The organism is Streptomyces sp. NPDC017936, from assembly GCF_044328485.1.
Classification (GTDB): Bacteria; Actinomycetota; Actinomycetes; order Streptomycetales; family Streptomycetaceae; genus Streptomyces.
The window spans coordinates 280650-300226 of record NZ_JBIRHK010000006.1 but is presented as its reverse complement, the minus strand read 5'-3'; the positions used below and the strand labels follow the sequence as shown (position 1 = coordinate 300226).

Here is a 19577-nt window from a genome sequence, read left to right as displayed (position 1 = left end):
CCCGCCCGTGCCTTCCCCCACCCGCCCACCCGTACCGTCCCCCACCGAGCCGGAGGACCCCGATGACCGCCCTCGCCGAAGTCGGCTGCCACCTTCCCGCCTCCGCCGTCTCCATCGACACGGTCGGCGCGGCCGCCGGCGCCGACGAACGGCAGATGTGGACGTTCCGCCGGTTCTACGGGCTGAACGAGGTGCGGCGCGCCCCCGACCTGGATCTGCGCGACGCGCTCGGCGCCGCCGTCGGCGCGCTGACCACCCTGCCCGGCAACGAGCACCGCGTGCGGTACGTGCTGTACGCCCGCACGGTCTCCCAGGTCGCCCCCGCCGGCGACTGCCCGGTGGAGGACGTGTGCGCGGCGGCCGGCCTGACCCGGGCGGTCGCCTTCACCCTCACCCAGCACGGCTGCGCCACCGGCCTGCTCGCCCTGGACCTGGCCGGCCGGCTGCTGGAGGACGACGGGGACCCCGACGCCCTGGCCCTCGTCCTGAGCGGGGAGAAGACCTTCAGCACGGCCCTGCAGCTCATCCCGGAGAGCACGGTGATGGGCGAGGCGACCGCCGCCGCGCTGGTCGCCCCGCACGGCGAGCGGGACCGTCTGCTCGGCTACGCCTGCCGCACCGAGGGGCGCTACGCCGAGGACTTCCCGCCGGACGCGCTGGACCCCGCCTTCCTCAAGGAGCACAACACGCTGCTCGCCGAAACCGTCCGGGAGGCGGTCGAGGCGGCCGGCGTCACCCTCGACGACCTCGCCGTGGTGCTGCCGCACAACGTCAACCGGCTGTCGTGGTCCTGGACCTGCCGCGAGCTGGGGCTGCCCCTGGAGCGGGTCTTCCTCGACAACGTCCCCGTCACCGGGCACTGCTTCACCGCCGACCCGTTCGTCAACCACGTGCACGCGCGCGCCGCGGGCCGGCTGCGCCCCGGCGACCTGTACCTGATGGCCGCCGTCGGTCTCGGCGCCACCTTCTCGGCGGCGGTCCTGCGCCACTGAGACGACCCCCGCCCCCTCCGGTCGTCACCCCCGCCCCCTCCCGTTGTCACCCCCGCTCCTCCCACCGAAAGGACGCGCCATGTCCCCGCCCCTGGTGTCGCCCGCGCGGCACGCGTCGACGACGCCTCCCGCCGCCGGATTCCTCGACGGCGCACGACGGGCCCTGACCGGCTCCGCCGGCACCCCGCTGGTCCTGCTCGGCAACTTCGAGGTGGAGGACGAGTGGGCCAAGGGCGAGTCGGGGCTGCCCATGCTCGCCGGCCGCGGCTCGGCCGCCATCGTCAACCGCATGGACGAGTTCGCCCTGCTGCTGGCGGGGCCGCGCGACCACGTCGTGCTCAAGTCCCCGCCCGACCCCGACTACCTGGAACACCTGGCGTCCCTGGGCATCGCCCTGCCGGCCGTCCTCGTCACCGACGTCCAGGACCCGGCGCACTCCGTCACGGTCGACGCGCTGCGCTCCCCGAGGCTGCTGACCGCGCTGCGCGAGCTCGGCGGACAGGGCGCCCGGCTGCTGCCGCACGGCCAGTCGGCGCTGGAGGACGAACTGTGCGCGCTGACCGGGCTGGCGTCGGCGCTGCCGCCGTCACCGCTGGTGAAGTCCGTCAACAGCAAGATCTACAGCCGCCGGCTCGCGGCCGAGCTGGGACTGCCGCTGGCGCGCGGCTGGGAGTGCGAGACCATCGGCGAGTTCGAGGCGGCCGCCGGGGAAGCCGCCCGGCTCTGCCTGGAGCAGGGCCGCCGGGTCGGCGTCAAGGACGCCTTCGGGGTCTCCGGCAAGGGCATCGCGGTCATCGACGACAGCCGCCGTCTGCACCAGCTGGTGCGCATGGTGGCACGGGGCGCCGCACGCCGCAGCGACGACCGCGTCTCCCTGGTGATCGAGGAGTGGGCCGACAAGATCACGGACCTCAACTACCACTTCACGGTGGGGCTGGACGGCCGTGTGCGCTTCGACTTCGTCAAGGAGGCGCTCACCGAGAACGGCGTCCACAAGGGGCACCGGTTCCCGGCCCGGCTGCCCGCCGGACACACCGCCGCCGTCACCGAGGCCGCGACGCGGATCGGCGAGCGCCTGGCCGCCGACGGATTCCACGGGGTGGTCGGGGTCGACGCGATGGTCACCCGCGACCGGGGCCTGCTGCCGGTCCTGGAGATCAACGCCCGCAACAACATGTCGACCTATCAGACCTCGCTCCAGGAACGGTTCATGCGGCCGGGCACGGTGGCCCTGGCCCGCCAGTACGAACTGTCGCCGGCCTCCCCGGTGTCCTTCGCCCGCCTGCGCGACCGCCTCGGCGACCTCCTGCTCGACCCGGCGACGGGCCGCGGGCTGATCGTCAACAACTTCGCCACGGTCAACGCCGCCGCCACCGTCGAACCGGACGGCCGTCGCTGGAGCGGCCGCCTCTACGGCCTGCTGCTCGCCCGGTCCGCCGCCGAACTCACCGCCTACGACCGCGCCGTCACGGACGCCGTCCGGAAGGAGACCCACCCCGATGACTGAGGTGACCGAGGTGACCGAGGAACACACCGTCCAGGGCATCCCGTTCGGCGAACTCGCCGAGAACTTCGGCACCCCGCTGTACGTGTACGACGGCGACGAGATCGCCGCCCGGACACGCGGGCTGCGCGACCGGCTGCACCCCCGGGTCGAACTGTTCTACTCCCTCAAGGCCAACCCCAACATCAGCGTCTGCGCCCTGCTGCACTCCCTGGGCGCACGCGCCGAGGTGTCCTCCCTGACCGAGCTGATCACCGCCCAGCGGGCCGGGGTGCCGGCCGGGCAGATCATGTTCCTGGGCCCCGGCAAGAGCCGCACCGAGATCACCACGTGCGTCAAGGACGACGTCCTGCTGATCTGCGAGTCCTTCGGCGAGCTGGCGCTGATCGACGAGGTCGCCGCCGGGCTCGGCGTCACCGCCCGGGTCGTCCTGCGCGTCAATCCCAGCTTCGCGGTGAAGGGCAGCGGGCTCACCATGGGCGGCAAACCGCGCCAGTTCGGCATCGACGAGGAGGCCCTCCTCGCCGAACCCGGCCTGGCCGAACGGCACCCGGCGGTCCGGCTGTGCGGCTTCCAGGCGTACATGGGCACCCGCATCCTCACCGAGGAGGTGGTCGCCGAGAACACCGGCCGCATCCTCGCCCTCGCCGAACGGCTCTCCGACCGGCTCGGCGTGCCCCTGGACGTCGTCGACGTCGGCGGCGGGCTGGGCGTCGCCTACTTCCCCGGCGAACGCGACCTCGACCCGCGGACGGTCGTCGACCTGCTCAACCCGCACTTCGAGGCGTTCGCCGCACGGCACCCCGAGACCCGCCTGGTCATGGAGCTGGGCCGTTACCTGGTCGGCCACAGCGGCACCTACGCGGTACGGGTCCGCTACGTGAAGGAGTCCCGCGGCGAGCACTTCGCCGTGGCCGACGGCGGCACCAACCACCACATGGCCGCCGTGGGCATCGGCTCCTTCGTCAAGCGCAACTTCCCCATGCGGCTGCTGAACCGGGCCGGCTCGGACGAGCGGCGCAAGTGGAACGTCACCGGTCCGCTGTGCACGCCCAACGACACCCTCGGCAAGGCGGTCGAGCTGCCGGCCGACCTCGCGCCCGGCGACCTGGTCGGCGTGGAGCGCTCCGGCGCCTACGGGCCGACGGCCTCCCCGGTGCACTTCCTCAGCCACGGCTACCCCGCGGAGGTGCTGGTCCACCGGGGCCGGGCCCGGCTGATCCGCTCCCGGGACGACGCCGAGGAGATGCTCTCCCGCCAGATCCTGCACGACTTCACCGCGTCCGGCTGACCCCCACCCGTACGCCGGCCGCGCCACCCGCGCCACCCGCACGTCGCACCACGCATCCCACCCGCTCACCGACTCACCGACTCACCGACTCACCGACTCACGGAAACGGACACGTCATGACCACCGTCGCCCCCACCTCCTCCACCGCCTCCTCCACCGACACCGCCGCCGACCCGCAGATCGTCGCCGCCATCGTCACGGCCCTCTGCGAGGTCGTGGGGCAGGACCTGACCGACGTCACCGCGGACACCCGCCTCTTCGACGACCTGAGCCTGGACTCCACCGCCGTCCTGGGCCTGCTGATGGCGCTGGAGGACGCCCTGGAGATGGAGGTCGACCCCGAGAGCCTCCAGCAGCACCACCTGGAGAGCGTCGGCGCGCTGGCCGGCTTCATCGCCGAGAGCCGGTGACCCGGTGCCCGTCATCCGCCGCGCCCGCAGCGCTCCCGTACCGGACCGGGGCCGGCCGTCCGGGCCCCGCCTCGAACGCGTCGTCCCCTTCCGCTTCTCCGCCGCCGACCGCTTCCCGGGCCCCCGCGACCAGCGGCCGTACGTCGACCACGTGCGGGCCCTGCACCGCGCCGCGGGCGCCCCTGACCCCACCGAGGACCTGGGCTGGCTCACCGGGGGATCCGGGGTGAGCTACCACGACATGGTCCGGGTGGTCGTCGAGCGCCTCGCGGACGACCTCGCCGGCGTCGACCTGGTCGTCACCGTCGATGCCGGCCCGGACTGCCGCCACCAGAGCTTCCCGGCCTGTCTGCTGGGGGCGGCGCTGCCGGGCGATCCGCTGGTGCTCGGCATCTCCGAGCAGGGCGTCGCGGGTCCCTTCACCGCCCTGCGCATCGCCCACGACCAGTTGCGGGCCGGTCTGCGCCGACGGGCCCTGGTCCTCGTCCTGGAGCAGAGCACCCTGCCGCCCGGCAGCCCGGGCCGGCCCCCGGAGGACGTCGCGGTGGCCCTGCTGCTCGGCGACGGCGCCGGTCCGCGCCTGGAGCGTCCGGAAGTCGACGTCGTGGGACGCGTGGCGGACGCCGTCCCCCGGCGGGAGGCGCTGCACGCCGTCGGGCGGCCGCGGGCGTCGGGGCCCGCCCCCGCGCCGGAGGCGGCCGTCCACCGCCCGTGCACCGGGGTGTGGCTCGCGCTCGCGCACCTCATGGAGCACTCCGGCGGCCGGCCGCAGCCCGCCGACGGCCGGCTGGTGGTCGCCGAGCGGGACCCGGTCCTGCCGTACGCGTGCCGCCTCACGCTCACCTGGCCCGCACCGGCCCGGGAGCCCGGCCCGTCCGCCGCCCCCTCCGCCCCCTCGGTCCTGGAGCCGGTCGCATGAGCCTCACGACCCCGCGGACGCGCCCCGAGGCCGACGGCCGCGCCCTGCCCGCCACGCACGACGCCGTCCGCGAGGCCGCGCGGGACCACGGCGTCGCGCGCGCCCTGACCCTGCTGCACGCGGCCACGCTCCCCGGCCTGCTGCCGGCCGGACACGGCGGACACGTCCTGGTACCCGCCGCCGTGGAGGCGACGAGCCCGTCGTACGACACCCCGGACGGGCCGCGCGCCCGCCGGTCCGGCCCGCACGAGGAACACCTGGCACGGCTGCCCCTGCCCGACGGCGACACGCTGGTGGCCCTGCGCATCCCCGGCGCGGGCCCCGGCGCGCGGGGCGCCACCGGCTGGGCGCACGGGCTCGTCCACCTCCGGCTCGGCCTCGCCGAGCGCGCGCTGCGGGAGGCCACCGGCCATCTGCGCGGGCGCTCGGTCCAGGGCACCGTCATGCTCCACCTGCCCCTGGTGCGGGCCCTCGTGGCGGACGCCGCGTGCGGCCTGGCCGAGGCACGGGCCCTGATCCGCGAACCGGACACGGACGGCGCCGCGCTCAGCGGCGCGCACCGGGCCCTGGACGAGGCCGGGCGCGTCTGCCTCCACCTGCTCGGTGCGACCGGCTTCGCCACCGGGGGCCCGGGGGACACGATCCGCGCCTCCGAACTCCTCGCCGACACCTACGCACCGCCTCCCCCGGTTCCGGAAGGAGACCGCCCATGACCGAGCACTCCGAGTCGTTTCTCCGCCGACTGCGCCACCAGGCGCGCGAGTTCGCCGAGACGGCCCGCTCCACGTCGCTGGAGCTCGACCGCGCCCCGTCGCGCGCCGCCGAGCTGATCCTCGGCGGTCCGCTGCCCTGGCGGCAGTTGGCGGGACTGCCGGCCGACCACGCCGACGACCCGCTGCGCGTCGACGGCCGTCCGGCGTACCTGGACCGCTGTGCGGAACAGGTCGTGGTCTTCGAGGAACTGGCACGCGGGGACGCGGCAGCGGTGCTGGCGCTGCCCGGCCCGTCGATGTCGGGTCACGTGGTGGCCGAACTCGCGGACCCCGAGCAGCGCGACCGCTACTACCGGCGGCTGGCGGACCACCCGACCTGGACCTTCTTCGGCATGACCGAACCCTCCCACGGTTCCGACCCGTCGAGCATGACGACCGTCCTGCGCGCCGGCGACGACGGCGCCTTCCGCCTCGACGGCACCAAACGCTTCGTGGGCAACGGGGCCCGCGCCGGCCTGGGCGTGGTCTTCGCCCGCCGCAACGCCGGACCGCTGGGCGTCACCGCCGTACTGCTGGACACCGACCGCCGGGGCTTCTCGGCGAGTGCCCTGCCCACCTCGGGCCTGCGCGGCCTGGAACTGAGCGAACTGCGGCTGTGCGACGTCCCGGTGACGCGGCGGGACATCCTGGGTCACGGGCGCAGCGCGACCCGCCAGGGCATGTGGGCGGCCACCCGGACCTTCAACCGGTTCCGGCCGGTGGTGTCGTGCCTGGCCCTGGGCGTGGCCCAGGCGGCGTACGACTACGTGCGCGAGCACCGGCGGCGGCTGCGCGCCGACGAGGACTGGGCGATGGCGCGGTTCGCGCAGCGACTGACGGGCGTACGGGCCCTGGTGGCGTCCGCGGCACGGTCGGCGGACCGGGACCCCGCCGACGGCACCCTCGCCTCGGCCGCGAAGCTCCGGGCGACCCGGCTCGCGGAGGACCTCACCACGACCGCGGTGGGCCTGTTCGGGCCCGGCGCCCGCTGGGACCACCCGCTGCTGGACAAGTGGGTGCGCGACGCGCGGGCCTTCGAGTTCATGGAGGGCACCGGGAACATCCAGCGCCAGGTCCTGGCCCAGGGCTATCTGCACGGGCGGTTGACCGATGAGCGCGCGGCCTGAGGCGGCGCCGCCGCGCGGGCCGGAGGCCGATGTGTGGCGGATCCCGCTGGACGGCGGCGGACGGACGGTGCGGCAGGCGGTGCGGCTGCTCGACGCACGGGAGCGGCAGCGCGCGGACCGGTTCCGCGACGCCCTGGCCGCCGACCGCTTCGTCCTGGCCCACGCGGCGGCGCGCAGCATCCTGGGCCGCTACCTGGGGGTGTCCGGGGAGGCGGTGCACTGGTCGGTGGGGCCGCACGGCAAGCCGTACTTCACCGGCCCCTGGGGTGAGTGGCAGTGGAGCCTGAGCCGCGCCGACGGGCTGGCGCTCCTGGCCGTGTGCGCGGCGACCCCGGTGGGAGTGGACCTGGAGCGGGTCGGTGAGCAGACCCGGGCGCTCGCGCTGGCCCGGCGGTTCCTGCCCGCGCGGGAGGCGGCCGACGTGGGACGCCTCCTCGTCCCGGCCTCCTCGGATCCGGCCTCCTCGGATCCGGCCGCCGACGGGGCGGCCGAAGGGGCGGCCGCGCGCCTCGCCTACCACCGGTTGCTGTCCCGCAAGGAGGCCTGCATCAAGGCCAGCGGCGGACGGCTGCTGGACGGGCTGCACCTGGACGTGCTGGCGCCCGGGCCCGTGCCGGGCGACGGGGCGTTCGCGGGGCACCGCTGGTTCCTCCGGGACCTGCCGGCTCCGCCCGGATTCGTGGCGGCCCTCGCCACCCTCGGCGACGCCGAGCCGGGGCTGCGCCTGTTCGACTGGGAGTGGCGGGCCGGACCGCCCGGCACCCCGGCCGACCCGCACGGCATCCTCGCCCGGGGGGAGGGGCCCGGCACGCCGGACGGGGCGCGCCCCCCTCGCCCGCCGGCCGGCGTGGCACCCGGGGGGTGGGCGCGATGAGCCGCCGCCCTCCGCCCGGGGGCCGGCCCGTCCCGCCTCCGCCCTCCCGGACCCCTGACGTGCGCTTCATCCCGTCGGACGTGCCCGTGCTGACGTCCACCCCGCCCCGGGCCGACGACGCGATCCGCGCCGCGCGCCGGGCCCTCACCCTGCTCGGCCGGTCCCACACGGGAGGTCACCTCCTCCTCCCGCAGGGGCCGGGCGTCGCCGCACGGGACCGCGCCGCGCAGGAGCACGCCGTGCGGCGGGCCGTCGCGCGAGCGGTACGCGACGCCCCGTCCCCGCACCCGCCCACGCACACGCACACGCACCCGACACCTGACGCCTGACGCCTGACGCCTGACGCCCGGCACCCGACGCCCCCGGATGACGTCCCCCCCCCTCCTCCCTCAGCCCCTACGGAACAGGCCGGCCCATGGACACCGAGAACGAACTCGCCCCTTCGGACGACACCACCGACCCCGCCGCCGAGCACCGCCCCGTCCAGTGGGGCAAGGTCATCGCCCTGGTGGGCGGCCAGGGCATGTCGCTCAGCGGCAGCTACATCCTGCTGATCGCCATGAACTGGACGGCCATCGGGCTGGGCGGCTCCTCGGCCGTGACGACCCTGATGCTCGCCGCGACCGTGCCGCGGGCCCTGATGCTCGTGTTCGGCGGCGCGGTCGCGGACCTCTTCGGTCCGCGGTTCGTCCTGCTGCGCACCACCTCCGCCCGCGTCGTGGTCCTCGTCGCCGGCGCCGCCGTCGTCGCCGGCGCCGAGTCCCTGTGGCCCCTGGTGGTGATCGCCGTCCTGGACGGCGTGCTGTTCGGGCTGGCCAGTCCCGCCGTCGGCTCGATCGTGCCCAAGCTCGCCCAGCGCGCCCATCTGGCCCGCGCCAACTCCCTGTACGCGATGGTGCTGCGCGTGGCGCCGATCGTGGGCTCGCCGGTCGGCGCGTGGCTGATCGCGACGGGCGAGCTGTGGCAGGCGCTGCTGGTGACGGCGCTGACCACCGTCGTGTGGCTGGTCTGCCTGCTCCACGCCACCAGGGACCTGGCCCGGCCGAAGAACGCGGTCGCCGACCGGGGCCTGCTGAAGACGTCCGCGGACGGGCTGCGGCTCCTGGCCACCCACGGCCGGCTGCGCTGGATGTTCGTCGCCTCCCTGTGCCTGGACATGGCCTTCGGCTGGCCGATCGACGTCGCGCTGCCGCTGCTGGTGGACGACCGGGGCTGGGGCGTCGCCGCCGTCGGGGTGATCATCGCGTCCTTCAGCGGCGGAGCGCTGTGTGCCAGCGCCGTCGGCGCCGTGCTCGCCCACCGCATCCCGGTGCTGATCCGCCTCGTGGTGTCGGGGGCCGGCATCGCCGCCGGCATCGCGCTGATGGCGCTGATGCCGTCCGTGGGCTCCCTCGCCGTGGTCGCCGCGGGGGTGGGCGTGATGTCGGGCTTCAACGGGCCCGCCGTCGTCACGGTCTACCAACAGGCCGCGCCCGCCTCCCGCATGGGCGCCGCCATGTCGACCCTGTCGCTGGCGAGCATCGGCACCGGCCCCGTCTCCATCGCCCTGTTCAGCTCCCTCGCCGCGGGCCTGGGCCTGCGCACGACGTGGCTGCTGTGCGCCGTGCTGGCCCTCGCGGCCCCGGCGGCCGTCCTGCTGGCCCTGCGCCACCCCGAATCGCCCCGGAACACCGGGACCGAGGCCGACGGGGCCGAGCCCGCCCGTCCCGAGGACAGGGCGCCCGACGCCCCCCGGCCGAGCGCCCCGCACCCCACTTCGGCGCCTGCGTGAACCCCCTGGCCGGCCGTGCGGGATGGAAGCCTCGTCCGCTTCCGCCGCCCCGCACGGCCGGACGCGTCACCCGCACGATGCGCCCCGGCTCAGGTCGTGCCGGTGAGGACGGGGAGCTCCGGATCAGCCGTCCACTCCTCCAGGGAACCGTCGTACATGACGAGTGCGTCGGTGCCTGCCAGAGTGAGGGCGAGGGCGCACAGGGACGCGGAGATGCCTCCGCCGCAGTACAGGACCACCGGACCCGTGTTCCGGCCGGGAAGCCGGTCCGCGTGGGCGCTGAGCCGGGGACCGGTGACGAGGCGGCCGTCGAGGCCCAGGAAGTCCTTGGCGGGCAGGCTCACGCTGTGGGGGATGCGGCCGCGCCTGCTGTAGCGGGTGGGCGCGGTGCCCTCGAACTGCGCGGTGCCCAGTGCGCACACCAGGATCCCGGGCGCACGCCCCTCACTGACGGCACGGACGCCTTCCTTGTCGATCCACAGCGACGGCCGCGCGGCGTCGCCCGCCGCGGCGCGGGGGAACGGGTCGTCCTTCGGCGGCCGTACGGTTTCCGTCGAGGTCGAGGTCGAAGGCGAGGGCAAGGCCGAGGTCGAGGCGACCGGCAGGCCGGCCTCGGTCCAGGCGGGCAGCCCCCCGTCCAGGACCCGGGCCGCTACGCCGGCGTCGCGCAGTACCCACCACAGGCGCGCTGCCCACTGCAGCGAGCCCTGGTCGTAGAGGACGACGGCGGTGTTCTCGTCGGCGCCCAGCGAAGCCAGTTCGCGCCGGACCGCGTCACGGGACGGGTGGGCGAAATGGTGGGGGGCCGTCAGGTCGGTGAACCGGGTCAGCAGGTCCACGTGCCGTGAGCCGGGGATGTGGGCCCCGGCCCAGCTGTCGGCCGCGGAGACGGCACGGTGGTCGCCGTCGTGTGCGGGCGGTGCGAGGACGACGGTGGCGTCCAGCACCAGCACCGGCACGGGGCCCGCGCCGTCCACGGGGAAAGGGCCGGCCGCGAGCAGGCGAGCGAGTTCGCCGGCGTCGATCAGTACGTCTTCGTGAGGTGCACCGGGCGCGCCCAGGTTCATGCGGAGCCGCCTTTCGGTAAGCCCGGTCGGGGACCGAGGGAGTGGTGTGCGGCGGCTGGTGCCCGCCGGGTCGGGTCGCGTGTGCGCGACGAAGGAGGAAAGCCGGAATCGAAGCGTATACGCATGGATACGTTTCCTGTACGGTGAGGTTCTCACGTATCCGTACGCTTCGGATCGGTGCCGCCTCCGCTCTCGGGCGGGCGCTCCGTTCCGGCCGACCGAGGACCGCCATGCCGAGACACACTCCGTCCGCTCCCGTCCCCGGGGCACAGGACGCACCCGCGGAGGTGCTGCCCTCGGGCTCGGAGCTGTACTGGCGGCTGCGCCGTGACGTCATGGAGGGGCGCTTCCCTCCGGGAGCGGCACTCATGGAGACCGTCCTGAGCAGCGATTACGGCGTGTCCCGGACACCGATGCGCGAGGCTCTGGCGCTGCTGGAGCACGACGGTCTGCTCGAGCGCGCCCAGCGCGGCTTCAGGATCCGCTCGGGCACGGCCGAGGACGTCGTGGAGATCTACGAGGCGCGCATCGCGCTGGAGTCCGAGGCCGCCGCCTCCGCGGCCCTGCGGGCCACCGAACTGGACCTCGCCCGGCTGCGCCGGCAGCACGAAGTGATCCTCGCCGCGGACACGGACGACGCCGGAGCGACCGCCCGCGCGGCCAGCTTCCGCTTCCATGAACTGCTCTGGCAGGCGGGACACAACGCGACCGTCACCGAGTTGCTGGTGAAGCTCACGGCGCGACTGCGGATCTACGACAACGGACCGCCGTCCCCCTTCGGCGGGACCGAACCGCTGCACCAGGAGCACGACGCGATCCTGCGGGCGCTGCACGACCACGATCCCGATCGTGCGCGCGAGGCCGCCCGGGCGCACCTGCGCCGCAGCCTGGAGCAGCGGATCAACGCGCTGGTGGGAGGCGGCGAGGAGGCCCCGCCGTGACCGGTGGACAGGGTCGGCGCGGCCTCGCGGCAGCGGCCGCCCGGTGCCGCGCGGCCGGACGCACGAGGCGGCGGCGAGGCTTCGGTGCCGCCATGCGGACAGCCGGTTGACCGCACAAGCAATGATGTTAGGCTCACCGCCACCACATCAGACGATGTAATGACAAACGTACTTATAGCGCTTTTGTGTGCCTCTCCGTGCCACACACGCGCATGCCCTGACAGCCGGGAACCACGACTGTCATCCATCAGGCCGTAGCCACGCCTCCAGGCGACCGGGCGACAGGAAAGGAGCAGCTCATGCGCACGAACCCCCTGCGCGCCCCGCTGCTCCTTCGCTCCCCCTCCCCCGGCCTCGACCGCCGTCTCACCGTGCGCCGCCACGTCGATCTCGGACGCTGCGCCAGCGCCTTCTGTACCGCCGGCTGACCCGCGCCCGCCACGCCGGCGACGTGCCCTGTCTCCGGGCCTCGCCGCTCGCGCACAACGCCCGGCCGTGAACCGCCGCCCGGGGACCGGACGTCCGTCCGCCGTCCGCGCGCCGCACCGGGCTTCCCGCCACACCCGGCGTACGGAAACCGGCTCCGGGCCACAGCACGGCCGTACCCCGGCCTCACGTCCTCGCTCGCCCCGCCCGGCCGCCCCTGCGGCTGCCTCGTCCATCGATCCGGAGCGTCCCGTGTCACCCTCCCCGTCATCCGCCCCCGGCGGCGCGCCCCGCCGCATACGCCTCAACGGCCTCCGTCAGTCGACGGTGGGGCACACCGCGATGGGCCTGTGGCGGCACCCCGACAGCCAGGCGCACCGTTACCGGGACCTGGCGCACTGGATCGAGACCGCCCGCATCCTGGAGCGCGGCCGGTTCGACGCCCTGTTCATCGCCGACGCCCTCGGCCCCCTCGACGTCTACCAGGGCTCGACGCGGGCGGCGTTGCGCGACGGCATCAACACCCCCACCGACGACCCGCTCCTCCTGGTCAGCGCACTCGCCGCCGCCACCACGCGTCTCGGGTTCGCGGTCACCGTCTCCTCCACCTACGAACGCCCCTACGCGTTCGCCCGGAAGATGACCACGCTCGACCACCTCAGCGACGGGCGGATCGGCTGGAACATCGTCACCTCCGCCCTGGACAGCGCCGCCCGCAACCTCGGCCTGCGACGGCAGATCCCCCACGACGAACGCTACGCCGTGGCCGAGGAGTTCATGGAGGTCGTCTACAAGCTCTGGGAAGGGAGCTGGGAGGACGACGCCGTGGTGCGCGACACGGCCTCCGGCGTGTTCGCCGACCCTTCCAAGGTGCACCCGGTCGACCACAGGGGCACCTACTTCACCGTCCCGGACATCGCCCTGTCCGAACCGTCCGTCCAGCGCACCCCGGTCCTCTACCAGGCCGGCACCTCGCCCGCGGGACGGCGTTTCGCCGGACGGCACGCCGAGGGCGTCTTCCTGTCCGCCTACAGCCCCGCCCTGGCCCGCACCCTCGTCGACGCCGTCCGCGCCTGCGCCACCGAAGCCGGACGCGATGCCCGGGCCCTGCGCTTCTTCGCCATCGCCACGGTCGTCGTCGCCCCCACCGACGCCGAAGCCCGCGCCAAGTACGAGGAATACCGCTCCTACTCCTCGCTGGAGGGCGGCCTCGCCCGCTACAGCGCCCTGCTCGGCATCGACCTGTCGGAGCTGGATCCCGACACGCCCCTCGAATACGCCGACACCGAGGGCATCCGAGGCCTGCTGGAGGTGTTCACCCGGATGGACCCCGACCGCACCTGGACGCCCCGCGAGATCGCCGAGTTCGTCGGTGTCGGCGGCGGCGGCCCGGTCCTCGTCGGTTCCCCGCGGACGGTCGCCGACGAACTGGAGCGGTGGGCCGAGGAGGCCGACCTGGACGGATTCAACATCGCCGACCCCGTTCCACCGGTCACCCTGCGGGACTTCGTCGACCTCGTCGTCCCCGAGCTCCAGCGCCGCGGCCGGGTGTGGACCGAGTACGAAGGCGCCACCCTGCGCGAACACACCCACGGCCCCGGCCGCACCCGGCTGCCCGAGGACCACCCCGGCGCCCGCCACCGGCGCACCTGATCGCACCCCCTCCCGCCCTCTTCCCTCCCCGGTCCGCGTCCCACCCCTTCCGGAGCCCCCGTGTCCCACATCCGCGTCATGCTCGACTACTTCCACCCCTGGCCCAACTCGGCGGGCTTCTTCGTCGCCCGCGACCGCGGCTGGTACCGGGACGCCGGACTGGAAGTCGAGCTGTCCGTACAGGATCCGGGACGCGGCGACACCCTGGAGTACCTCGCCCGCCGCCAGGCCGACTTCGGGCTCTTCCCGCCCAACCGGCTCCTGGTGCGCCGCGCCCAGGGACAGCCGCTGATCGCCGTCTCGGCCGTCAACCACCGCGCCCTGGAAGCCGTCCAGACCGTCACCGGCCGCGGCATCGAGCGCCCCCGCGACCTGGCCGGACGACGCCTGGCGTACAATCCGACCCCTCGTGGCCGGGCCCTGGTGCGCCACCTGGTCGCCGCGGACGGCGGCGATCCCGACTCGGTGGTGACGGTCGACGCCGGCTGTCGCGAACTGACCGTCGACGACCTGGAGTCCGGAGAGGCGGACGCCACCTTCGGCGTCTACTGGTCGTGGGACGCACTGCGCGGCAACCTGCCCGAGGAACGCCGCCTGACCTGGCCCGTCGACGAAATCGGCGCCCCTCGCTACCACAGCTACCTCCTGGGGGCACACGAGGAGACGGTGCGCTCCGACCCCGAGACCGTGCGACGGTTCCTCGCGGCCACCGCGCGCGGCTTCGCCGCGGCCGCCGCCGACCAGCCCGCCACCCTGGCCCTCCTGGAACGCGTCATCCCCTACTTCCCGCGCCCGCTGATCGCCCGCTCGCTGGAACTGGTGGCGCCGACCTGGACCGACGAGGACGGCCGCTGGGGCACCGTCTCCGAAGACCGCATGGGCCCCTACGCCCACTGGCTCGCCACCCACGGCGTCCTGCCCACGGCCGACGGCTGGCGCACGGCGTACCGAACCGACCTGCTGCCGGGCACCGGCCCGCGGGACGCCGCCGCGGTCCCGGCCGCCCGAGCCGGCGCATGAAGCCGCCACCGCCCGGCGTCCCGCTCCGCGACGACCACGGCCACGGGCCGTTCCTCGGTCCGGCCCGCGCCCGAGCCGCCCTGCCGTGTCCGGGCCCCGCGCCCGGCGCCCCGTCCACCACCTCCTTGCCGCGTCCTCCCCGTACCGGGCAGAACCCGCCCGCCGCCAGAAACGAGCCCGTCCCGTGAACCTGCTGCCCCCGTCGTCCCGAGCTCCGCGCCGGGCCGTCCGCCTCGCGCTGACGGCCGCCGCCGTCGGCACCCTGTTCGCCGCCACCGCCTGCTCCTCCTCCGGCTCCTCCCAGGACGGCGCCGAGGGGCCGGTCGAGGTCACCCTCGCCCTCGACTGGACACCGAACACCAACCACACCGGCATCTACGTCGCCCAGCAGCTCGGCTGGTTCAAGGACGCCGGGATCGACCTGAAGATCGTCCCCTACGGCACGACCTCGCCCGAGACCCTGGTCGCCAACCACAAGGCCGACTTCGGCATCTCCTACCAGGAGGGCCTCACCACCGCCCGGGCGGCCGGCCAGGACATCACCTCGGTCTACGCCGTCACGCAGAAGACCAACGTCACCATCGCGGTCTCCGCCGACCGCACCGACATCACCTCCCCCAAGGACCTGGACGGCAAGACCTACGCCGGCTTCGGCGCCGCCTACGAAAAGCCCCTGCTGCGGTCCGTCATCAAGAACGCCGGCGGCAAGGGCGACTTCACCTCCGTCGCCCTCAGCACCTCCGCCTACTCGGCCCTCTACGCGGGCAAGGCCGACTTCGCCATGCCGATGCCCACCTGGGAGGGGCTGGAGGCGAAGCTCAGCGGCAAGCCCCTGAAGAACTTCGAACTCACCGACTACGGCTTCCCGCAGATCTACTCCACCCTCATCGCCTCCTCCGACCGGTACCTCAAGGCCGACACCGCGACGGCGAAGAAGTTCATCGGCGCGGTGGAACGCGGCTACGCCTACGCCGTCGACCACCCCGCGAACGCCGCCGACCTGCTGATCAAGGCGAACAAGAGCACACTGACCAACACCGAACTGGTGCACGAGAGCGAGGAACTGCTCGCCGCCTCCTACTACCGCGCCGCCGACGGCTCGCTCGGCACCCAGTCCGCCGAGCGCTGGAAGGCGTTCGCCGACTTCGCGTACGAGTCCGGGCTGCTGAGCGACGCGAACGGCAAGAAGCTCACCACCGCGCCGGACACCTCGTCGTGGTTCACCGACGACTACCTCACGGAGAAGTCGTGATCAGCACCTCCACCGACGTGCTCGCCACCGCCGGGGAACCGGCCCCGCCGCCCGCCTCCGGGCCGGGTCCGGCGGCCGCCGAGCCCTCCGCCCGTCGCGGCCCGCGCTCCTCCGCCGTCGTCCTCCCCCCGCTCCTGGTCGTCGCGGCGCTGCTGGCCGTCTGGCAGACCTACACCAGCGCCGCCGCGGTGGACCCCACCGTCCTGCCCAGCCCCTGGCGCGTGCTCTCCCAGGGCTGGCAGAACCGGCAGGACCTCTGGAACGCCACACTGCCCACCCTCCAGGAGACCGCCGCCGGCTTCGGGATGTCCTTCGCCGCCGCCTGGCTGGTGGCCGTCCTGCTGGACTTCTCCGTCTGGGCCCGCCGCGGCCTGTACCCGCTGCTGGTCGCCTCCCAGACCATCCCCGTCGTGGCCGTCGCCCCGCTGCTCATCATCTGGTTCGGCTTCGGCCTGTTCCCCAAGATGCTGGTGGTCACCCTCGCCACGTTCTTCCCGCTCACCGCCAACCTCACCGCCGGATTCGCCTCCGCCGACCCGGAGGCCATGCGGCTGCTGCGCTCCCTGGGCGCCGGACGCCTGCGCGCGTTCGTCATGGTCCGCGTCCCCAGCGCGATGCCGTACTTCTTCGCCGGACTGCGCGTGAGCATCACCTACGCCGTGGTCGGAGCGGTCTTCGCCGAGTACGCCGGAGCGGAGAACGGACTCGGCATCTACATGCAGGCGCAGAAGAGCGCCTTCCGCACCGATCTCCTCTTCGCGGCCGTGGCCGTGACCGCCGCCCTGAGCATCGCCCTGTTCGCCGCGACCTACCTCGCCCAACGCCTCGCCCTGCCCTGGGAGCGGACGACCCGGCGGAAGGAACGCCCATGACCACCTCCGGCAACCCCGCCGCTCCCACCCCGGACCCGACCGCCCCGGACCCCCGGCTCCTGCTGCGCCGGGTCGACAAGGGCTACGACGGACTCGACGTCCTGCGCGGCCTCGACCTGACCGTCGCACCCGGCGAGTTCGCCGCCGTGATCGGCCCCAGCGGCAGCGGCAAGAGCACCCTGCTCAACCTCGTCTCCGGACTGGACCGCCCCACGGCCGGCGAGATCCTCGTCGACGGAGAACCCCCGCGCACCCGCTCCGGCCGCGTCGCCTACATGCCGCAGAAGGACCTGCTCTTCCCCTGGCGCACCATCCTCGCCAACACCGCCCTCGGGCTCGAGGCGCAGGGCGTGCGCAGAGCGGACGCCCGCCGGCGCGCCGCCGCCCTCTTCGACGCGTTCGGCCTCGACGGCTTCCAGAACAGCTACCCCGCCCAGCTCAGCGGCGGGATGCGGCAGCGCGCCGCGCTGCTGCGCACCGTCGTGCTGGAACGCCCGCTCCTCCTGCTCGACGAGCCCTTCGGCGCCCTGGACTCCCTCACCCGCAGCGACCTCCAGCGCTGGCTCGCCCACATGTGGCACACCTACCGCTGGACGGTGGTGCTGGTCACCCACGACATCCGCGAGGCGGTCCTGCTCGCCGACACCGTCCACGTCCTGTCACCGCGCCCCGCCTCGGTGACCGCGCGCATCGAGGTGCCCCGTCCTCCGCACACCGGGGACGGACCGCGCACCCTGGACCCCGTCACCGCCGCCGCGGTCGAGGGACGCGTCCTGGCCGCGCTCGCCGCCCCCGCAGGAGCCGCACGATGACCGCACCCCACGAGGACACCGAGCCCCGCCCGCCGGCGACCCACGGCCTCGGCCACGAACGCGTCGAACCCGACTGGGCACCGCTGACCACCGAAGAGGCGGCGGACGTGCTCGGCGGCCCCGCACGACTGCACTGGCACAGCCCCCGCCCCCTGTCCGCCGCGGCCGTCGTCGAGCACGACGGACGGCGCGTCTTCCTCAAACGACACCACGTCAGCGTCCGCACGCCGGAGGGACTGGAAGAGGAACACGCCTTCCTGCGTCACCTGCGCTCCCGCGGAGCCCCCGTCGTCGACGTCCTCGCCGGCACGGCCCGCGGTGAGTGGACCTACGAGGTGCACTCGCTGGGCACCGGCACGGACCTCTACCACGACGCGCTGTCCTGGACCCCCTTCACCTCCGCCCACCACGCCCGCGCGGCCGGCGCCGCCCTCGCCCGCCTCCACCGGGCAGCCCTCGGCCACCACGCCCCGGCCCGCCGGGTCCAGCCCCTGGTGTCGTCCTTCCGCATCTTCCGCTCCACCGACCCCCAGGGCGCCCTCGCCGACTACATCGCCGAGCGGCCGGCCCTGGCCGAAGCCCTGCGCACCGACCCCCTCGACGCCGACCTGGCCCGCTGGCACCTGCCCCTGCACGCCGAGCTGGTCCCCTTCCTGCACGAGCTCGAACCCCTGTGGACGCACAACGACTGGCACGCCTCCAACCTGCTGTGGGACACCACCGGCGGCGCGGACACCGTCTCCACCGTGCTCGACTTCAACCTCAGCGACCGGACCACGGCCGTGCACGACCTCGCGGTGGCGCTGGAACGCAACGTCTTCGGCTGGCTGGACCTGCCGCGCGGGCACGTACCGGTCCAGTACGCACACATGACGGCCCTGCTGGAAGGCTACGCCGCCGTCCGCCCCCTCACCGACGCCGAAGCCGAGGCCCTGCCCGCGCTGCTGCCGCTGGTCAACGCCGAGTACGCGCTGTCAGAGATGCACTACTTCCACGACGTGACCCACTCCGCCGCCAACACCGCACTGGCCCGCGCCTACTTCACCGACCACACCCGCTGGTTCACCACGGAACCAGGGCGACTCGCCCTGCGTCACCTGCGCGGCACCACGCGAGGACTGACCACGCGCTGACCTCGCGAGCCAGGGCGCCCAGGGCCGAGAGCCGGTGCACGGCCGCCGACCCACCCGTAGAAACGAAAACCATTTCACGGCTCCCTTTTCGGGACAGCCCAGAACTCGCCACATCGGAGACGATTTCCGTGCCGTCGGCATTGCCTCCGGCCACGGCGAGCCGCAATTCGGAATCACCGCCCCCGCATTCGCAGACCTCACCCGTACCTCGCCTTCTTGACAGCCTGAAGCCCGAGCGGGACCATCCTGCTGACCCTCCGTGAAATCCCACGGAGGGGAAACAGAATCGGGAGACAAGTTTCCCGACAGGCCGGAAGCGGTGGACAATGGATTTCGCGGGCAGATTCGAGAATTCGACTCAGCAGGACGAAACAGAGTTATCCGGCCGGCGAGCCTTCCTCTCCAGAGCCCTTGGCGTGACGGCCGGTCTGGCTGGAGCCGCAGTGGCGGCCGGGACGTTCGCCTCCCCCGCTTCCGCCAAGCCCGCCGGAACCCAGGCGACCCAGGTCAGCTGGCGTTTCTGCCAGAAATGCTTCTCCATGTTCTACTGGGGCTACCCGACCGACGGCGTGTGCCCGGCCGGCGGTGCTCACAGCGCCCAGGGGTTCAACTTCACCCTCCCGCACAGCGTGCCCGAGACGGCGACCGCCCAAGCCAACTGGCGCTTCTGCCAGAAATGCTTCTCCATGTTCTACTGGGGCTACCCGACCGACGGCGTGTGCCCGGCCGGCGGTGCTCACAGCGCCCAGGGGTTCAACTTC

General features: G+C 74.0%; 19 protein-coding genes and 1 pseudogene. 19 read left to right on the top strand and 1 reads right to left on the bottom strand.

Annotated features, from left to right (window positions below; all coding sequences use genetic code 11):
• The first annotated feature begins 62 nt into the window (after window positions 1-62).
• The 10 genes from ACH4F6_RS15305 to ACH4F6_RS15260 all read left to right on the top strand — a co-directional run bounded on the left by ACH4F6_RS15305 (window position 63) and on the right by ACH4F6_RS15260 (window position 9640).
• Window positions 63-992 carry a 3-oxoacyl-[acyl-carrier-protein] synthase III C-terminal domain-containing protein gene (locus ACH4F6_RS15305; protein ID WP_397960618.1) on the top strand — a complete coding sequence of 310 codons (930 nt, stop codon included), beginning with the start codon at window positions 63-65 and terminating at the stop codon, window positions 990-992.
• A 79-nt stretch (window positions 993-1071) separates the two neighbouring features.
• A complete protein-coding gene (locus ACH4F6_RS15300) occupies window positions 1072-2499 on the top strand; it encodes an ATP-grasp domain-containing protein (protein ID WP_397960617.1) in 1428 nt (475 codons plus the stop codon).
• Window positions 2492-3787 (top strand): type III PLP-dependent enzyme, encoded by a 1296-nt coding sequence (locus tag ACH4F6_RS15295; RefSeq protein WP_397960616.1) that lies wholly within the window; start codon window positions 2492-2494, stop codon window positions 3785-3787. The genes ACH4F6_RS15300 and ACH4F6_RS15295 overlap by 8 nt, the downstream gene beginning before the upstream one ends.
• A 116-nt stretch (window positions 3788-3903) precedes the next feature.
• Window positions 3904-4197: an acyl carrier protein gene (locus ACH4F6_RS15290; RefSeq protein ID WP_397960615.1), complete on the top strand. Its 294-nt coding sequence runs from the start codon at window positions 3904-3906 to the stop codon at window positions 4195-4197.
• A gap of 4 nt (window positions 4198-4201) precedes the next feature.
• On the top strand, window positions 4202-5116 hold the full coding sequence (locus tag ACH4F6_RS15285; RefSeq protein ID WP_397960614.1) for a hypothetical protein: 915 nt from the start codon (window positions 4202-4204) through the stop codon (window positions 5114-5116).
• Window positions 5113-5829, top strand: a complete 717-nt coding sequence (locus ACH4F6_RS15280; RefSeq protein WP_397960613.1) for a hypothetical protein — start codon at window positions 5113-5115, stop codon at window positions 5827-5829. Before ACH4F6_RS15285 ends, ACH4F6_RS15280 begins: the two co-directional genes overlap by 4 nt.
• Window positions 5826-6995 carry an acyl-CoA dehydrogenase family protein gene (locus tag ACH4F6_RS15275; protein WP_397960612.1) on the top strand — a complete coding sequence of 390 codons (1170 nt, stop codon included), beginning with the start codon at window positions 5826-5828 and terminating at the stop codon, window positions 6993-6995. Before ACH4F6_RS15280 ends, ACH4F6_RS15275 begins: the two co-directional genes overlap by 4 nt.
• Window positions 6979-7869, top strand: a complete 891-nt coding sequence (locus ACH4F6_RS15270) for a 4'-phosphopantetheinyl transferase family protein (RefSeq protein ID WP_397960611.1) — start codon at window positions 6979-6981, stop codon at window positions 7867-7869. Before ACH4F6_RS15275 ends, ACH4F6_RS15270 begins: the two co-directional genes overlap by 17 nt.
• 80 nt (window positions 7870-7949) lie before the next feature.
• The gene (locus tag ACH4F6_RS15265; RefSeq protein WP_397960610.1) at window positions 7950-8198 is read left to right on the top strand and encodes a hypothetical protein; all 249 of its coding nucleotides are present in this window, start codon (window positions 7950-7952) and stop codon (window positions 8196-8198) included.
• An 86-nt stretch (window positions 8199-8284) separates the two neighbouring features.
• Complete coding sequence (locus tag ACH4F6_RS15260; RefSeq protein ID WP_397960609.1) at window positions 8285-9640, top strand: MFS transporter; 1356 nt, start codon at window positions 8285-8287, stop codon at window positions 9638-9640.
• A gap of 89 nt (window positions 9641-9729) precedes the next feature.
• On the opposite strand, the gene ACH4F6_RS15255 is transcribed toward ACH4F6_RS15260, so the two are convergent.
• Entirely contained in the window at window positions 9730-10707 is a 978-nt protein-coding gene (locus ACH4F6_RS15255; protein WP_397960608.1) for a sulfurtransferase, read from the bottom strand.
• A 230-nt stretch (window positions 10708-10937) separates the two neighbouring features.
• On the opposite strand from ACH4F6_RS15255, the gene ACH4F6_RS15250 reads away from it, so the two are divergent.
• From ACH4F6_RS15250 to ACH4F6_RS15210, 9 genes and pseudogenes are all read left to right on the top strand, one after another.
• Window positions 10938-11648 (top strand): GntR family transcriptional regulator, encoded by a 711-nt coding sequence (locus tag ACH4F6_RS15250; RefSeq protein ID WP_397960607.1) that lies wholly within the window; start codon window positions 10938-10940, stop codon window positions 11646-11648.
• Between the two features lie 299 nt (window positions 11649-11947).
• Window positions 11948-12076: a hypothetical protein gene (locus ACH4F6_RS15245; protein ID WP_397960606.1), complete on the top strand. Its 129-nt coding sequence runs from the start codon at window positions 11948-11950 to the stop codon at window positions 12074-12076.
• Window positions 12077-12326: 250 nt separating this feature from the next.
• Window positions 12327-13727, top strand: coding sequence for an LLM class flavin-dependent oxidoreductase (locus ACH4F6_RS15240; protein WP_397960605.1), 1401 nt, complete (start codon window positions 12327-12329; stop codon window positions 13725-13727).
• 60 nt (window positions 13728-13787) lie between these two features.
• Entirely contained in the window at window positions 13788-14747 is a 960-nt protein-coding gene (locus tag ACH4F6_RS15235) for an ABC transporter substrate-binding protein (RefSeq protein ID WP_397960604.1), read from the top strand.
• Between the two features lie 184 nt (window positions 14748-14931).
• Window positions 14932-15999 (top strand): ABC transporter substrate-binding protein, encoded by a 1068-nt coding sequence (locus ACH4F6_RS15230; protein WP_397960603.1) that lies wholly within the window; start codon window positions 14932-14934, stop codon window positions 15997-15999.
• Window positions 15996-16871 carry an ABC transporter permease gene (locus ACH4F6_RS15225; RefSeq protein ID WP_397960602.1) on the top strand — a complete coding sequence of 292 codons (876 nt, stop codon included), beginning with the start codon at window positions 15996-15998 and terminating at the stop codon, window positions 16869-16871. The genes ACH4F6_RS15230 and ACH4F6_RS15225 overlap by 4 nt, the downstream gene beginning before the upstream one ends.
• The gene (locus tag ACH4F6_RS15220) at window positions 16868-17683 is read left to right on the top strand and encodes an ABC transporter ATP-binding protein (protein WP_397960601.1); all 816 of its coding nucleotides are present in this window, start codon (window positions 16868-16870) and stop codon (window positions 17681-17683) included. The genes ACH4F6_RS15225 and ACH4F6_RS15220 overlap by 4 nt, the downstream gene beginning before the upstream one ends.
• Window positions 17680-18816, top strand: coding sequence for a phosphotransferase enzyme family protein (locus ACH4F6_RS15215; RefSeq protein WP_397960600.1), 1137 nt, complete (start codon window positions 17680-17682; stop codon window positions 18814-18816). Before ACH4F6_RS15220 ends, ACH4F6_RS15215 begins: the two co-directional genes overlap by 4 nt.
• 539 nt (window positions 18817-19355) lie before the next feature.
• A pseudogene (locus ACH4F6_RS15210) lies at window positions 19356-19577 on the top strand (hypothetical protein); the annotation flags it as partial.

Bases quoted from the DNA above. Each gene is read 5' to 3' on its own strand.
- ACH4F6_RS15305 (WP_397960618.1), top strand. From the start codon at position 63: ATGACCGCCCTCGCCGAAGTCGGCTGCCACCTTCCCGCCTCCGCCGTC.
- ACH4F6_RS15300 (WP_397960617.1), top strand. From the start codon at position 1,072: ATGTCCCCGCCCCTGGTGTCGCCCGCGCGGCACGCGTCGACGACGCCT.
- ACH4F6_RS15295 (WP_397960616.1), top strand. From the start codon at position 2,492: ATGACTGAGGTGACCGAGGTGACCGAGGAACACACCGTCCAGGGCATC.
- ACH4F6_RS15290 (WP_397960615.1), top strand. From the start codon at position 3,904: ATGACCACCGTCGCCCCCACCTCCTCCACCGCCTCCTCCACCGACACC.
- ACH4F6_RS15280 (WP_397960613.1), top strand. From the start codon at position 5,113: ATGAGCCTCACGACCCCGCGGACGCGCCCCGAGGCCGACGGCCGCGCC.
- ACH4F6_RS15275 (WP_397960612.1), top strand. From the start codon at position 5,826: ATGACCGAGCACTCCGAGTCGTTTCTCCGCCGACTGCGCCACCAGGCG.
- ACH4F6_RS15270 (WP_397960611.1), top strand. From the start codon at position 6,979: ATGAGCGCGCGGCCTGAGGCGGCGCCGCCGCGCGGGCCGGAGGCCGAT.
- ACH4F6_RS15260 (WP_397960609.1), top strand. From the start codon at position 8,285: ATGGACACCGAGAACGAACTCGCCCCTTCGGACGACACCACCGACCCC.
- ACH4F6_RS15255 (WP_397960608.1), bottom strand. From the start codon at position 10,707: ATGAACCTGGGCGCGCCCGGTGCACCTCACGAAGACGTACTGATCGAC.
- ACH4F6_RS15250 (WP_397960607.1), top strand. From the start codon at position 10,938: ATGCCGAGACACACTCCGTCCGCTCCCGTCCCCGGGGCACAGGACGCA.
- ACH4F6_RS15245 (WP_397960606.1), top strand. From the start codon at position 11,948: ATGCGCACGAACCCCCTGCGCGCCCCGCTGCTCCTTCGCTCCCCCTCC.
- ACH4F6_RS15220 (WP_397960601.1), top strand. From the start codon at position 16,868: ATGACCACCTCCGGCAACCCCGCCGCTCCCACCCCGGACCCGACCGCC.
- ACH4F6_RS15215 (WP_397960600.1), top strand. From the start codon at position 17,680: ATGACCGCACCCCACGAGGACACCGAGCCCCGCCCGCCGGCGACCCAC.